Origin of the sequence: Pseudomonas putida (assembly GCF_003228315.1) — a bacterium.
Taxonomy (GTDB): Bacteria; Pseudomonadota; Gammaproteobacteria; order Pseudomonadales; family Pseudomonadaceae; genus Aquipseudomonas; species Aquipseudomonas putida_S.
Genome location: NZ_CP029693.1, coordinates 2,987,198 through 3,000,828 on the forward strand (window position 1 = coordinate 2,987,198; position 13,631 = coordinate 3,000,828).

Below are 13,631 nucleotides of genomic sequence, written 5' to 3' on the forward strand. Positions count from 1 at the left end.
GGCACGATACCGGCGACTGACAGAGCGAGGGCCTTGCGCCAGCCCGGGCGCAAATCCCTGATTCCATGAAATTGACTGCCGATGCTATCAGAGACGCAGGCGCCCGCCACGACTGCGTGCCGCGCCCAACCCGTGAGGCAACAGGCTGGAGCGAGTGTGAGCGTGACAAATGGCAATGGCCAAGGCGTCCGAGGCATCGATCTGCGGCTTGCTGGTCAGTTTAAGCATGTGCATGACCATCATCTGCACCTGCTCCTTGTTGGCCGCACCGGTGCCGACCACCGCCTGCTTGACCTGAGTCGCGGTGTACTCGGCAATCTCCAGACTTTCCTCCGCGCCCGCGACAATGGCGGCACCACGGGCCTGCCCCAGTTTCAACGCGGAATCGGCGTTACGCGCCATGAAGACCTTTTCGATCCCCATTGTCACCGGCTTGTAGGTCTGAATGATCTCCCGCACCCCGCGGTAGACGATCTGCAGGCGCTCATGCAGCTCGCCAGCGCCGGTACGGATGCAACCGGAGGCCACGTACTCGCAGCCACGCCCGGTATCGCGTACCACGCCATAACCAGTGATGCGTGAACCGGGGTCGATACCAAGAATTAAAGTCATAACGCCTGCGGGTAGGTAAAAGCACGAATTCAAAAATAACGAATAACCCAATGCGGGAGCGGGCTTGCTCGCGAATACGGTTTTACATTCAGCAACCATGTTGCCTGAAAACCCGCATTCGCGGGCAAGCCCGCTCCCACAATGTATCTTGGTTGTCCTTAGCCGAGCTGCGCTGCGACCGACTCCGGAATATCGGCATTGGAGTAGACGTTCTGCACGTCATCGAGGTCTTCGAGCATATCGATCAGCTTGAGAACCTTTTCCGCGCCCTCCAGATCCAGTTCGGCACTGGTGGTCGGGAGCATGACGATTTCCGCATCGGTGCCTTTGAAGCCAGCTGCCTCAAGCGCGTTACGCACGGAATAGAAGCCGGCAAACGAAGTGAACACATCGATTGAGCCATCGTCGTTGGTCACCACGTCATCGGCGTCAGCCTCCAGGGCCGCTTCCGTCAACGCATCCTCATCGACGCCTGGCGCAAAGCTGATCTGCCCCTTGCGCTCAAACAGATATGCCACCGAACCATCAGTGCCGAGATTACCCCCACACTTGCTGAACGCATGGCGCACGGCAGCAGCGGTACGGTTGCGGTTGTCGGTCATGCATTCGACCATCACTGCAACGCCGCCGGGCCCGTAACCTTCATAAGTCAGCTCTTCAACGTTGTCGGCTTCGGTCGCTCCCGCGCCACGGGCGATGGCGCGATCGATGATATCGCGGCTCATGTTCGCGCCCAGCGCCTTGTCCAGGGCCAGACGCAGACGTGGATTGGAACCCGGATCGCCACCGCCCTGGCGGGCTGCGACGGTCAGTTCACGAATCCACTTGGTGAAGATCTTGCCTCTCTTGGCGTCCTGACGTTCTTTGCGGTGCTTGATGTTCGCCCACTTGGAATGACCAGCCATAACTCGCTCCGAATTCACTTTGGAACATTGCCCGCCACGCCTTGAGGCGCCAGCCGGCAAACAAAAATATCGACCATACCCAAAAAGAAAAGGCGCATCCGAAGATGCGCCCTTCAGATCAGCCTTACTCGGCTTTAGGCGTTTCGCGCAAACGAATGTGCAGTTCGCGCAGGGCCTTGGCATCCACCTGACCCGGTGCCTGGGTCATGACGTCTGCAGCGCTCTGGGTTTTCGGGAAGGCGATCACTTCGCGGATCGACTGGGCGCCGGTCATCAGCATCACCAAGCGGTCCAGACCGAACGCCAGGCCACCGTGCGGTGGTGCGCCGTATTTCAGGGCGTCGAGCAGGAAGCCGAATTTCTCTTCCTGTTCCGCTTCGTTGATACCCAGCAGACGGAACACAGTCTGCTGCATCTCTTTACGGTGGATACGGATGGAACCGCCACCCAGCTCGGTACCGTTCAGCACCATGTCGTAAGCGCGGGACAGTGCGGTGGCCGGATTGGCCTCCAACTCTGCCGGGGTGCACTTCGGCGCGGTGAACGGGTGGTGCAAGGCAGTGAAGCTGCCGTCGTCGTTCTCTTCGAACATCGGGAAGTCGACGACCCACATCGGAGCCCATTCGCAAGTCAGCAGGTTGAAATCGTGACCAACCTTGATCCGCAGCGCGCCCAGGGCTTCGCTGACGATCTTGAACTTGTCCGCACCGAAGAACACGATGTCACCGTCAACTGCACCGACGCGATCGAGGATCACGTTCAGGGCGGCTTCAGGGATGTTCTTGACGATTGGCGACTGCAGGCCTTCGACGCCTTTGGCGCGTTCGTTGACCTTGATGTACGCCAGGCCCTTGGCACCGTAGATGCCGACGAACTTGGTGTAGTCATCGATCTTGCTGCGCGGCATGCTCGCCCCGCCCGGTACGCGCAGTGCGGTTACACGGCATTTCGGATCGTTGGCCGGACCGCTGAAGACCTTGAATTCAACGTCCTTGAGCTGGTCGGCAACGTCTACCAGTTCCAGCGGGTTACGCAGGTCCGGCTTGTCGGAGCCGTAGCGGCGCATGGCTTCTTCGAAGGTCATGTGCGGGAAATCGCCGAATTCCAGACCCAGCACTTCCTTGAACAGGTTGCGGATCATGCCTTCGGTCAGGCCCATGATGTCTTTTTCATCGAGGAAGCTGGTCTCGATGTCGATCTGGGTGAATTCCGGCTGACGGTCGGCACGCAGGTCTTCGTCGCGGAAGCACTTGGCGATCTGGTAGTAACGATCGAAGCCGGCAACCATCAACAGTTGCTTGAACAGCTGTGGCGACTGCGGCAAGGCGAAGAACGAGCCGGCGTGAGTACGGCTAGGTACGAGGTAGTCGCGGGCACCTTCCGGAGTGGCACGGGTCAGGATCGGCGTTTCGACGTCGAGGAAGCCGTTTTCGTCCAGGTAGCGACGAATGCTGGTGGTCATGCGCGAACGCAGGCGCAGCTTCTCGGCCATTTCCGGACGACGCAGGTCCAGGAAACGATAGCGCAGGCGGGTTTCTTCACCGACGTCGGAGAACTCGTTCAGCGGGAACGGCGGGGTTTCGGCTTCGTTCAGCACTTCCAGCTCATAGCCCAGCACTTCGATCATGCCCGACGCCATGTTGGCATTCGTGGCACCGGCAGGACGCAGGCGAACCTTGCCGGTGATCTTCACGACGTATTCGCTGCGCACGCGGTCGGCGGCGGCGAAGGTTTCAGCGCGATCAGGGTCGAATACCACCTGAGCCAGGCCGTCACGATCACGGATATCGAGGAAAATCACCCCACCGTGGTCACGGCGACGGTGAACCCATCCGCAAAGGGTAATTTCCTGGCCGTCCAGGCTTTCGTTCAGTTGGCCGCAATAATGGCTGCGCATCATGGTCGTGGTTTCACTTCTCGTAATTCGACATTCGGTTGGAGACCTTGCACCTATCGGCTGACCGATGCGGCAAGGCGCTCACGTGTGTGATCAGTTCAGAGCATGAACCCTAGTCAGCTTTGTCGCCGCCGGCCAGATTCTTCTTCGAACCGGTCTTGAAATCGGTCTCGTACCAGCCATTGCCGCTGAGGCGGAAACCCGGCATGGACAACATCTTCTTGAGCTCTGGCGCCTGGCATGCAGGGCAGTCGACCAGCGGCGGCGCGCTGATCTTTTGAATGGCTTCCAACTGATGACCACAGGAAGCACATTGGTAATCGTACATCGGCATGGGGTTGTCTCGGCGATCAGATTGCTACCGCGCACGCTGGGTATTGCGGCAAAGAGCGGGATTATATCCATTAAATGCAGCCTGTGCAGCCGTAAGACTGCACAGATCGACATGCTGCGCTTTCATTGCCGAGACTGGAGCATGGCAGCAGATTCCGCTTCCTTTAAGCTATGCACAACGCAGATTACCCGCACCAGCCCACTGAAGTTCTTTACACCACCATGGCGCAAATGGACCTCACGATCCAGGTGGGACAGCAATGCACTGACCGAACAGCAATTGACTTTGGCCATTGCGCCCAAGATATCCCAATAAACCTGTTCAAGCCGCAAACAGGTCGCGAAGCCATTGAGCCGCACCGACCGGGACAATGGCTGGGCCAGCCCCATATCGAATTCGCTGGCAAAGGGATCATTCCTGATTCCCTTGAGCGATTGCCCCCTCCTCTCACTTTTCCTGTTGTCATGAACCATACCGCTGACACTCCTTTGCCATACCTGGTTTCATAGAGTTTGTGGGCTCATGGAACCGCGAGGACAAAGTTATATCCAGATGACTTTTTGCCTCTATCTGTAGGAGAAGCCAACAGTTGCGGGTAGATCCGGGAGAGCGTCCTACGCCGAACCTTTTCCTGGTCCGACAGACGAAATTTCGCTCAACAAGCAGGCATTTTTCGAGGAAACCCGCTTCGAACATGGGAAGCAACGCGCGAACAAACCCAAAGGTGCATTCGCGCGCAAGTGTTACTGATCGAGCAGGGCGCGAAGCATCCAGGCGGTTTTTTCGTGTACCTGCATGCGCTGGGTCAGCAGGTCAGCGGTGGGCTCGTCACTGACCTTGTCCAGCAATGGAAAAATTCCGCGAGCCGTACGCGTCACAGCCTCCTGCCCTTCAACCAGTTGCCTGATCATGTCTTCGGCGGCCGGCACACCCTCTTCCTCTTTAATGGAGGACAGTCGAGCGTAAATCGCGTAGGCGCCCGGAGCGGGAAACCCGAGGGCACGAATGCGCTCGGCGATCAAATCGACCGCAAGTGCCAGCTCGTTGTATTGCTCTTCGAACATCAAATGCAGCGTGCGAAACATGGGCCCGGTGACGTTCCAGTGGAAGTTATGGGTCTTCAAATAAAGTACGTAAGTGTCCGACAGCAGTCGCGAAAGACCCTCGACGATGGACTTGCGGTCCTCTTCACTGATACCGATATCGATTGCCATGCTTTTCCCCTAAAGGTGATGAGTTTCATCCGACAGGTGCAGGACCACTCTAGCAAGCCTGTCGTGGCATCGCTGCCCTGGACGTGCCCCGGCCGTGCGACAAATCGCCCCGATGCACCGCTGGACTCCTTGATTTGAGTAGCCACAAGCTTTGCTGTTAAATAGATGCCGTGTCGCTGGCGCCCTTATTTTCCGGGCACTGCGCATAGGCTGATATCAGATACGTGCTCAACGCCTCTTATTGTTTCGAAGCGAACCGTGTCCTTTCAGCTCTTCCTTGTGATCCGTCTTAACGTGAGTCAATAAAAATGTTGAAAATAGTCCACCTGCTATTGGGCACGGCAGCCTTGCTGTTGTCCTTCATCCCTAGCCTGCGAACCGAAGCTGTTCCTTACCTGCAACAACCCGATGCGCTTTACCTGGCCCTGTTCGGCCTGCTCAACCTGATCCTCGCTCCTGTCATCCCGAACTGGAACAAGGGTCCGCGTCATCACCTGCAAAACCTCGTCAGCGCTCTGCTGATGCTGGCCGTCGTACTGCAAACCCTTACGCTCATTGCACCAATGCCCGTCATTGCCGGCCAGCCAACGGTCCTGTTCAGCCTGATCGCCGCTTTCATCGCCGTCGTTCTGCATCTGGCCATCAGCTTCTACAAATCGTCACCGGCCGCTGCTCCAACCAGCTATGACATGAGCAACCGCGATACTGGCACCGTCAAGTGGTTCAACACATCCAAGGGCTTCGGCTTCATTTCCCGCGACTCCGGCGACGATATTTTCGTGCACTTCCGGGCTATTCGCGGCGAAGGTCACCGCGTCCTGGTCGAAGGCCAGAGAGTAGAGTTCTCTGTCATGAACCGTGACAAGGGCCTGCAAGCCGAAGATGTGATCGCCGCCCTGCCGCGACGCTGATTCGAAGCCGTAAAAAAACCGCGAGCAGTTGTGCTGCTCGCGGTTTTTTTTTGCCTGGCTTTTTACTTGTTTTCAGTAATGTGGAGGCGGCGCTTCTTCTTCGAAGGTCTCAAACTGACCGGCCATCTCCTCCTGGCGCTTGAGCAATGCCGTCATTTGCGCTTGAAGACGTTCAACGACCCGTTGCTGCGCCGTCAGCACATCATTCAAGGCCTGGATGGTGTCATCCTGAAACGCCAACTGGCTCTCCAGATCGGTAACGCGATCTTCCAGGCTCATGGTTCAACCCTCCAGAAACGTGAAATCTTCAGGCAGCACGCGCCGAAGCTGCTCGCGTATCGCGCCAACCTGCCCCGCCGTGTAAGGGACAGCAGGATGCTTGCCCCAGACCGGCGCTGGCCATGCAGCATCCGCTCGCTTGCGCACAATGACATGCATGTGTAACTGACTGACCACGTTACCCAGAGCCCCGACATTCATCTTGTCCGCGTCGAACGCTGTCTTCAGCAATTCCGCCAGCGTAGTTGTCTCCTGCCACAGCGACTGCTGATCGGCGACACCCAACTGAAATATCTCGCTGATATCGTCGCGACGAGGTACCAGGATGAACCAGGGATAGTTCGAATCGTTGGACAGCAGGAGCCGGCACAGCGGGAAATCACCGATCGGCAAGGTGTCTTGTTGAAGTCGTGAATCTAAAGCGAACACTGCGTGCACTCCCGCCGGGTCATCATTTTCAGCTTAGCGCCCATCCAGAGGGATCGCGCACCAAGCGACAGGACGGCAGCATACCTGCGAATGCTACGGTCTTCACGACGAACCTCGATTCTCACTCACAAAACCTAAGACATCGAAAATCGCCCCGAGATGTGACACATGAAGCCAAAACGCACCATCGCAGAACCGGAGCAGACGACAAAAGCGTTGAAATGACTACAGAACAGGGATTCGTTTAATTTCCCTAGGTGATCGAACTGTGTGAATTGAGTACAGTAACTGAAATTTTTTGCACCAAAACCGCACAGTGCGTCTACGCTGACTGCTTCGAGCATCCGCCAACTACTCACTGGCGGGGTGAACCGGTAACATTTTAGGCTGTCACGGGGCGGTAACAGGATGTTCAACACCATCAACAGGATGGCGTCAACCCCCGAAACCTGCACGATGAAGCCCCCGGTTTCATGGGGTTTTTCCGGGATCGGTCAGGGTTTGTGAAAAAATTATCAGCGACGCAGTAATTTGTGCACGTTTGTTGCATTCACACCCACATCGTCTATAAGGCCCACGGGACGTGGAAGCCTCACGACAAAATAAAACAGTGGCAGGATAGCCCGATGGAGATTCAAACGTTTCACCAGGGACTCTTTTTACCGGTGCGCCAGTCCAGAAAAAACAGCACTAAAGTTGTCAGCCGGTTGCATCGGGGCTGTAAATTTGCGACATCTAGCAAGCTGTTTACGACAGGGTCGTAAAGATGCTGAAAGGTTAGATGCGCAAGTATCGCCAACATTGGTCGACGTGATATAAGTTTGCGCCGACACAAAAAGAAAGAGCCGCCCAGATAATAAAACAGGTGGGACGGCAATACTCTTCTAAAAACCAAAGGAGCAAATCACGATGCGCGTGATGAAGTGGAGCATGATCGCACTGGCTGTTGCAGCTGGTACCTCGCAGTTCGCAGTAGCGTCTTCCCAGGACGATTCCAAGGGTTTCTTCGGCGACCAGAGCCTGAAACTGAAAACCCGTCTCGAATACATGAACCGCGACTACAAGAACGGTGCTAGCAACCCATCCAGCGGTACCTCCGGCTATCGTCAGGACACCGGTGTCAGCCAGTTGCTCACTTACGAGTCGGGCTTCACTCAAGGCACCGTAGGTTTCGGCCTCGACGCCATGGCAATGGGTTCGGTCAAACTGGACGGTGGCTCGGGTCGCCGCGGTAACGGCCTGTTCGCCAACGACAGCGAAGGCAACCCAGAGAAATCCCAGGGCAAGGTTGGCGGTGCAGTCAAATTCCGTCTCTCCGACACCACCCTGAAATACGGCCAGCAATTCGTTGCCAGCCCAGTGTTCGCAACCGACGACAGCCGTCTGCTGCCAGAAGTTGCCACCGGTACCCTGGTTACTTCCAAGGAAATCAAAGGCCTGGAACTGAGCGCCGGTCGCTTCACCGCACTGAGCAAGCAAACCGGTATGGCTCGCGACAGCATCGGCGGTCTGGCTGATGAAGACGGCAACCACGGTAAAGGCCTGAGCGACGGCATCAACATCTTCGGCGCCAGCTATGCCTTCACCGACAACTTCACCGGTGCACTGGCTGCTTCCGACGCTGAAGAGTACTTCAAGAAGTACTACATCAACCTGAACTACACCCTGCCAATCGCAGACGATCAGTCCCTGAACTTCGACCTGAACGGTTACAAAACCAAAGGCGACAAGCGCGGCGACCTGGTTGACGCAATCGGTGACGGCGTTCTCGGCGTAGACAACAACCTGTGGTCCCTGGCCGCTGCGTACAGCCTCGGCGCTCACAAGTTCACCGTTGCCTACCAGCAATCGAGCGGCGACAACGCTTACTACTATGGCGTTGACGGTAACAGCACCATCTTCGTATCCAACTCCATCCAGATCTCCGACTTCGTGGGTCGCGAAGAGAAGTCCTGGCAGGCTCGCTACGACATCAACATGGCCACCTACGGCGTACCTGGTCTGAGCTTCATGACCCGTTACGTAAAGGGTGACAACATCAAGACCAACGGTCTGGGTGAAGGTAAGGAAAACGAATGGAACCTGGAGTCCAAGTACGTGATCCAGGAAGGCCCAGCCAAAGACCTGTCGTTCCGTGCGCGTTTCGCCAACTACCGCTCGAACGGCGCGTACAGCGGCTACTCGTCTGACGTCTACGACACCCGTCTGATCATCGAGTACCCGCTGAGCATCCTGTAATCCAGGTGCAATACCGCAAGTACTGCTGATCAAAAACCGCCCACCTCTTCAGGTGGGCGGTTTTTTTATGCCTGCCATATACCAGACACCGCAGCAAACAACTTGCGCGAATAACGTTAATACTTTTTTCAATGAACTGATCAATAGTTACAAAAAAACCCAAGAGACTTTTATCCTCTTGGGTTTATTCAGTAAAAAACACAACAGCCTTACTGGACCGAAGCTTCCTGAACCACACGAACTACACGCTGAGGAAATGGAATGTCAATACCCGCTGTTCTCAACCGGTCGCGGGACTGCTCGTTAAACATGAACATCACATCCCAGTAGTCCGCTGTTTTCACCCAGACACGCAGAGAAACAGTGATCGAACTGTCACCCAATGTCGAAATAACAGCTTGAGGTGCCGGGTCAGTCAAAACACGTGGATCCTTGGCCAGTTCCAGCAATACCTGACGGGCTTTCTGCAGGTCGGCTTCATAATCAACGCCTACATCAAACACCACCTTGCGGGTCGGCTGACGGTTGGTATTGGTGATGATCCCGTTAGACAGGTTGCCGTTTGGCACGATGATGGTCTTGTTATCGCCAGTACGCAGCACGGTGTGAAAAATCTGGATGCTGTCGACAGTACCAGCAACACCCTGGGCCTCGATCCAGTCTCCGATGCGGAACGGGCGGAACAGCAGGATCAACACGCCGCCTGCGAAATTCGCCAGGCTACCCTGCAAGGCCAGGCCGATTGCAAGGCCCGCCGCACCAATGGCCGCCACGAACGACGTGGTCTCCACACCGATCATCGACGCCACGCTGACGATCAGCAGAATTTTCAGAACAATGTTTGCCAGGCTGCTGATAAAGCCTTGCAGGGCCAGATCCGCATTTCGCAGCGCGATCAGCTTGCCTAGCTTGTGAGTAACCTTGTTGATCAGCCACCAGCCAATCGCCAGGGTAATCATTGCCAGCAGCACGCGGCTGCCGTATTCCATGATCATCGGAATCCAGGCCTGGGAAACCTTGACCAGGTTGTCTACCTCAGCATTCAAATCCATGTTTGTTCTCCTGATTTCCGGGTAACCGGCACACTAAAAATAAACGGTAGAAAGATCGAGCCCCGGTCAGGGTCAATCGTTTCTACCGTTACTTGGGGGTCGGACGCTGAAAACGCCGAGAGGTTCCCGCTTTCAGGTCAGTCGCGGAAGTTGTTGAACTGCAGCGGCATGCCGAATTCCTTGCCACGCAGTGCCGCGATCGCCTCTTGCAAGTCATCGCGCTTCTTGCCGGTTACTCGAACCTGCTCACCCTGAATGGCGGCCTGGACCTTGAGCTTGGCGTCCTTGATATGCGCGACAATCTTCTTCGCCAGCTCTTTGTCGATGCCTTCCTTGAGGACGGCTTCCTGCTTCATCAGCTTGCCCGAGGCAAAAGCGTCCTTGACCTCAAGGCATTGCACATCGATTTTGCGCTTGACCAAAGCCAGCTTGAGGATCTCAATCATCGCCTCGAGCTGGAAATCCGCTTCAGCAGTCAGGTTTACGGTCAGTTCCTTTTCCTTGAACTCGAAGCTGCCCTTGCCTTTCAGGTCATAACGACGATCGAGTTCCTTGACGGCGTTCTCGACCGCATTGGTGACTTCGTGTTTGTCCAGTTCGGATACCACGTCGAACGACGGCATGTAATCTCTCCAAATAAAAGGCGCACCCATGAAGCACGCCTGGCTTGCGGTAAAAATCCGCGCTGATTATAACGGGTCTTTCCCATCATTCGCTGCGAGCCGTCCATGCGCGCATTAAACAGAGCAAAAAGCTGATGGCCACCACCTGGCATGTCCTGGGCGCCGGCAGTCTCGGCACATTGTGGGCCACACGCCTGGCCCGGGCCGGGATACCGGTTCGGCTGATCGTACGCGATACCACCCGCTTGCAGGCCTATGAAGCAGCTGGCGGACTGACCCTAGTCGAACACGACAAGGAACAGTGCTATCCGGTACCCGCCGAAACGGCCGACAGCCAAGAGCCTATCCAGCGCCTGCTGGTCGCTTGCAAAGCCTACGACGCCGAGCGTGCCGTGGCGCAAGTGGCATCGCGCCTGGCGCCCGGCGCCGAACTGATTCTGCTGCAGAACGGCTTGGGCAGCCAGGACGCCGTGGCGGCGCAGGTTCCACAGGCGCGCTGCATCTTTGCCTCCAGCACCGAAGGCGCCTTCCGTGATGGCGACTGGCGCGTGGTTTTCGCCGGCCACGGATTCACCTGGCTCGGGGATGCAGGCCATCCCGTGGCACCGATCTGGCTGGACGACCTGGATGACGCCGGTATTCCCCACGAATGGAGTACCGAAATCCTCACTCGGCTGTGGCGCAAACTGGCGCTCAACTGCGCCATCAATCCCTTGACGGTGCTGCACGACTGTCGCAACGGCGGGTTGCAGGAACATCACTGCGAAGTCGCCACCCTCTGTGGCGAACTGACCGAACTGCTTGAGCGATGCGGCCAGCCTGCCGCCGCCGAGAACCTGCAACAGGAAGTCGAACGAGTGATCCACGCCACCGCCGCCAACTATTCATCCATGCACCAGGACGTGAATAACCGGCGCCGGACGGAAATCAGCTATCTGCTCGGGCACGCCTGCAAAGTCGCCGCACGCCACCAGTTGAACCTGCCACACCTCAATCAGCTTGAATCACGGCTGATCGCTCGCCTGCACAGCCTTGGATTGCCCAGCGACTGAGCAGCGGCTACGCTGGCCACTTGTTCCTCTGCAGCGATAACCCTGATGCCATTGCGCCAGCGCCTTGAAAACCTCCCGGTCGGCCAGAAACTGCTGGCCGCCCTGTTGGTGCTGTTGACCACCGTCCTGCTGGTCGCCAACCTGACTTTTATCAGCGCCGCCTATTACATCTCCCAGGAAAGCATGGCGCCCCAGGCCCTGCAAACCATTGGCCGGCTGGTGTCCAACCCCAGCCTGATCTCTGAAGCCCTGGCCTCACCACAAAGCGCACAACGCCTGCTCGACGAACTCAACAGCTATTCCCCCCTGCGTGCCGCCGCCCTGTATGACGGCAAGGGCGAACGCCTGGCGCAGCTGCAACATGGCGATCATCTGAACCTGCCTGAACACTATCGACATATCGAATCCTGGCAAGCCACCGAATTTCGCAGCAATCAAGTCATCACCCTACCCCGCCCGGGTGCCGCCTCCGGACACCTGCTACTGGTGGCCAGCAGCGAACTGCCGATGGCGTTCTATACCGGGACCCTGACCGCCAGTCTCGGCATCCTGATCTTCAGTGTGCTGCTGTGGCTGGTGATCGCCCGCCAGATCAAACGCCTGATTACCCGGCCGATCCATCAACTCGAAGAGCTTTCACGGCAAGTGACCCGTGAAGAGAACTATTCCCTTCGCGCCTCCCGCGGCAACCATGACGAAATCGGCAGCCTCGCCGAAGCCTTCAACACCATGCTCTCGCGAATAGAGGCGCGGGAGCAGCAGCTCAAACGGGCGCGGGATGACTCCCAGGCCGCCTACGACCAGGCTCAGGGACTGGCGGAAGAAACCCGGCACACCAACCGCAAGCTGGAGCTCGAAGTCCAAGTGCGCAGCAAGATCGAGAAGAAGCTCACCGGATTCCAGAACTACCTCAACAGCATCATCGACTCCATGCCGTCGGCGCTGATCGCTCTCGATGAACAACTCTACGTGACGCAATGGAACCAGGAAGCCAGCGCCCTTTCCGGCACTCGCCTGGACGAAGCGCTGAACCAGCCGATCTTCCTTGCGTTCGAGCCGCTCAAGCCTTTTCTTCCGCAGCTCAAGCAAACCGTCGAGCAACACACAGTCGCCAAGATCGAACGCGTCACCTGGGTCAAGGACGATGACGCCCGGCATTACGCCCTGACCTTCTATCCGCTGATGGGTGGGGCGGGACGCGGCGTGGTGATCCGTATCGACGACATCACCCAGCGTCTGTCGCTGGAGGAAATGATGGTGCAGTCGGAGAAAATGCTCTCCGTCGGCGGCCTCGCAGCTGGGATGGCCCACGAGATCAACAACCCGCTGGGCGCCATTCTGCACAACGTGCAAAACATTCGCCGGCGCCTGTCTCCGGAACTGCCGAAGAACCTCGAACAGGCCGAACAGATCGGCGTCGAGCTGTCCACGGTCAACGACTACCTGCAAGCGCGAGAGGTGCCACAGCTGCTCGATGGCATCCAGCAGGCCGGCGCCCGTGCCGCGAAGATCGTCACCCACATGCTCAGTTTCAGTCGCCGCAGCACCCGGCAAATGGCCCCTTGCGACCTGCCGGCGCTGATCGATCAAGCCGTGGAAATCGCCGGTAATGACTTCGACCTGACCATCGGTTTCGACTTCAAGGGCCAAGCCATCATTCGCCAGTTCGACCCCGCGTTGGGTCCGGTGCCCGGCACCGCCAACGAACTGGAACAGGTGCTGCTCAACCTGCTGAAAAATGCCGCCCAGGCCATTCACCTGCGTGAAGACGACCGCGAGCCGGGGCGGATCATTCTGCGCACGCGGCTCAACCCGCCCTGGGCAGAAATTCAGGTGGAGGACAACGGCATCGGCATGAGCGAAAGCGTGCGCAAGCGTACGTTCGAGCCATTTTTCACCACCAAGGAAATCGGTCAGGGCACAGGCCTGGGCTTGTCGGTGTCGTACTTCATCATCACCAACAACCACAAGGGACAGATGGAAGTGCAATCGACCCTGGGCCAAGGCACCTGTTTCACCTTGCGCCTGCCCCTGGCCGGCACTCCGGTGGTCTCTCAGGAACTCAATCAGTTATCGAGGTAAGCC

General features: G+C 57.3%; 14 protein-coding genes. 4 read left to right on the forward strand and 10 right to left on the reverse strand.

Annotation, left to right across the window (positions count from 1 at the left end; all coding sequences use genetic code 11):
• Nucleotides 1–87: 87 nt before the first annotated feature.
• From ruvC to DKY63_RS13895, 6 genes are all read right to left on the reverse strand, one after another.
• Nucleotides 88–612, reverse strand: coding sequence for a crossover junction endodeoxyribonuclease RuvC (ruvC, locus tag DKY63_RS13870; RefSeq protein WP_110964618.1), 525 nt, complete (start codon nt 610–612; stop codon nt 88–90).
• A gap of 158 nt (nt 613–770) precedes the next feature.
• On the reverse strand, nt 771–1,517 hold the full coding sequence (locus tag DKY63_RS13875) for a YebC/PmpR family DNA-binding transcriptional regulator (protein ID WP_110964619.1): 747 nt from the start codon (nt 1,515–1,517) through the stop codon (nt 771–773).
• Between the two features lie 124 nt (nt 1,518–1,641).
• On the reverse strand, nt 1,642–3,417 hold the full coding sequence (gene aspS, locus DKY63_RS13880) for an aspartate--tRNA ligase (protein ID WP_110964620.1): 1,776 nt from the start codon (nt 3,415–3,417) through the stop codon (nt 1,642–1,644).
• A 109-nt stretch (nt 3,418–3,526) separates the two neighbouring features.
• A complete protein-coding gene (locus DKY63_RS13885) occupies nt 3,527–3,748 on the reverse strand; it encodes an FmdB family zinc ribbon protein (RefSeq protein ID WP_110964621.1) in 222 nt (73 codons plus the stop codon).
• A 122-nt stretch (nt 3,749–3,870) separates the two neighbouring features.
• Complete coding sequence (locus tag DKY63_RS13890; RefSeq protein ID WP_110964622.1) at nt 3,871–4,221, reverse strand: ribbon-helix-helix domain-containing protein; 351 nt, start codon at nt 4,219–4,221, stop codon at nt 3,871–3,873.
• Between the two features lie 270 nt (nt 4,222–4,491).
• Nucleotides 4,492–4,962 carry a Dps family protein gene (locus DKY63_RS13895; RefSeq protein WP_110964623.1) on the reverse strand — a complete coding sequence of 157 codons (471 nt, stop codon included), beginning with the start codon at nt 4,960–4,962 and terminating at the stop codon, nt 4,492–4,494.
• A 308-nt stretch (nt 4,963–5,270) separates the two neighbouring features.
• Here DKY63_RS13895 and DKY63_RS32900 point away from each other — a divergent pair, with 308 nt between their 5' ends.
• Nucleotides 5,271–5,873 carry a cold-shock protein gene (locus tag DKY63_RS32900; RefSeq protein WP_110964624.1) on the forward strand — a complete coding sequence of 201 codons (603 nt, stop codon included), beginning with the start codon at nt 5,271–5,273 and terminating at the stop codon, nt 5,871–5,873.
• A 72-nt stretch (nt 5,874–5,945) separates the two neighbouring features.
• Here DKY63_RS32900 and DKY63_RS13905 read toward each other — a convergent pair whose 3' ends face one another.
• Both DKY63_RS13905 and DKY63_RS13910 read right to left on the reverse strand, forming a co-directional pair.
• On the reverse strand, nt 5,946–6,152 hold the full coding sequence (locus DKY63_RS13905; protein ID WP_110964625.1) for a SlyX family protein: 207 nt from the start codon (nt 6,150–6,152) through the stop codon (nt 5,946–5,948).
• A 3-nt stretch (nt 6,153–6,155) separates the two neighbouring features.
• On the reverse strand, nt 6,156–6,581 hold the full coding sequence (locus DKY63_RS13910; RefSeq protein ID WP_110964626.1) for an HIT domain-containing protein: 426 nt from the start codon (nt 6,579–6,581) through the stop codon (nt 6,156–6,158).
• A 909-nt stretch (nt 6,582–7,490) separates the two neighbouring features.
• Here DKY63_RS13910 and DKY63_RS13915 point away from each other — a divergent pair.
• Nucleotides 7,491–8,819: an OprD family porin gene (locus tag DKY63_RS13915; protein ID WP_110964627.1), complete on the forward strand. Its 1,329-nt coding sequence runs from the start codon at nt 7,491–7,493 to the stop codon at nt 8,817–8,819.
• 209 nt (nt 8,820–9,028) lie between these two features.
• Here the strand turns inward: DKY63_RS13915 and DKY63_RS13920 are convergent, their stop codons facing one another.
• Nucleotides 9,029–9,871 (reverse strand): mechanosensitive ion channel family protein, encoded by an 843-nt coding sequence (locus tag DKY63_RS13920; protein WP_110964628.1) that lies wholly within the window; start codon nt 9,869–9,871, stop codon nt 9,029–9,031.
• 137 nt (nt 9,872–10,008) lie between these two features.
• Nucleotides 10,009–10,494, reverse strand: a complete 486-nt coding sequence (locus DKY63_RS13925; protein ID WP_110964629.1) for a YajQ family cyclic di-GMP-binding protein — start codon at nt 10,492–10,494, stop codon at nt 10,009–10,011.
• Nucleotides 10,495–10,628: 134 nt separating this feature from the next.
• On the opposite strand from DKY63_RS13925, the gene DKY63_RS13930 reads away from it, so the two are divergent.
• Complete coding sequence (locus DKY63_RS13930; protein WP_110964630.1) at nt 10,629–11,546, forward strand: putative 2-dehydropantoate 2-reductase; 918 nt, start codon at nt 10,629–10,631, stop codon at nt 11,544–11,546.
• Between the two features lie 45 nt (nt 11,547–11,591).
• Complete coding sequence (locus DKY63_RS13935; protein WP_110964631.1) at nt 11,592–13,628, forward strand: sensor histidine kinase; 2,037 nt, start codon at nt 11,592–11,594, stop codon at nt 13,626–13,628.
• The last annotated feature ends 3 nt before the right edge of the window (nt 13,629–13,631 follow it).

Excerpts from the sequence above, each read along its gene's own strand:
- DKY63_RS13915 (WP_110964627.1), top strand. The coding sequence starts at position 7,491 with ATGCGCGTGATGAAGTGGAGCATGATCGCACTGGCTGTTGCAGCTGGT.
- DKY63_RS13895 (WP_110964623.1), bottom strand. The coding sequence starts at position 4,962 with ATGGCAATCGATATCGGTATCAGTGAAGAGGACCGCAAGTCCATCGTC.
- ruvC (WP_110964618.1), bottom strand. The coding sequence starts at position 612 with ATGACTTTAATTCTTGGTATCGACCCCGGTTCACGCATCACTGGTTAT.
- DKY63_RS13920 (WP_110964628.1), bottom strand. The coding sequence starts at position 9,871 with ATGGATTTGAATGCTGAGGTAGACAACCTGGTCAAGGTTTCCCAGGCC.
- DKY63_RS13930 (WP_110964630.1), top strand. The coding sequence starts at position 10,629 with ATGGCCACCACCTGGCATGTCCTGGGCGCCGGCAGTCTCGGCACATTG.
- DKY63_RS13905 (WP_110964625.1), bottom strand. The coding sequence starts at position 6,152 with ATGAGCCTGGAAGATCGCGTTACCGATCTGGAGAGCCAGTTGGCGTTT.
- DKY63_RS13885 (WP_110964621.1), bottom strand. The coding sequence starts at position 3,748 with ATGCCGATGTACGATTACCAATGTGCTTCCTGTGGTCATCAGTTGGAA.
- DKY63_RS13890 (WP_110964622.1), bottom strand. The coding sequence starts at position 4,221 with ATGGTTCATGACAACAGGAAAAGTGAGAGGAGGGGGCAATCGCTCAAG.
- DKY63_RS13875 (WP_110964619.1), bottom strand. The coding sequence starts at position 1,517 with ATGGCTGGTCATTCCAAGTGGGCGAACATCAAGCACCGCAAAGAACGT.
- DKY63_RS32900 (WP_110964624.1), top strand. The coding sequence starts at position 5,271 with ATGTTGAAAATAGTCCACCTGCTATTGGGCACGGCAGCCTTGCTGTTG.
- aspS (WP_110964620.1), bottom strand. The coding sequence starts at position 3,417 with ATGATGCGCAGCCATTATTGCGGCCAACTGAACGAAAGCCTGGACGGC.
- DKY63_RS13935 (WP_110964631.1), top strand. The coding sequence starts at position 11,592 with ATGCCATTGCGCCAGCGCCTTGAAAACCTCCCGGTCGGCCAGAAACTG.
- DKY63_RS13925 (WP_110964629.1), bottom strand. The coding sequence starts at position 10,494 with ATGCCGTCGTTCGACGTGGTATCCGAACTGGACAAACACGAAGTCACC.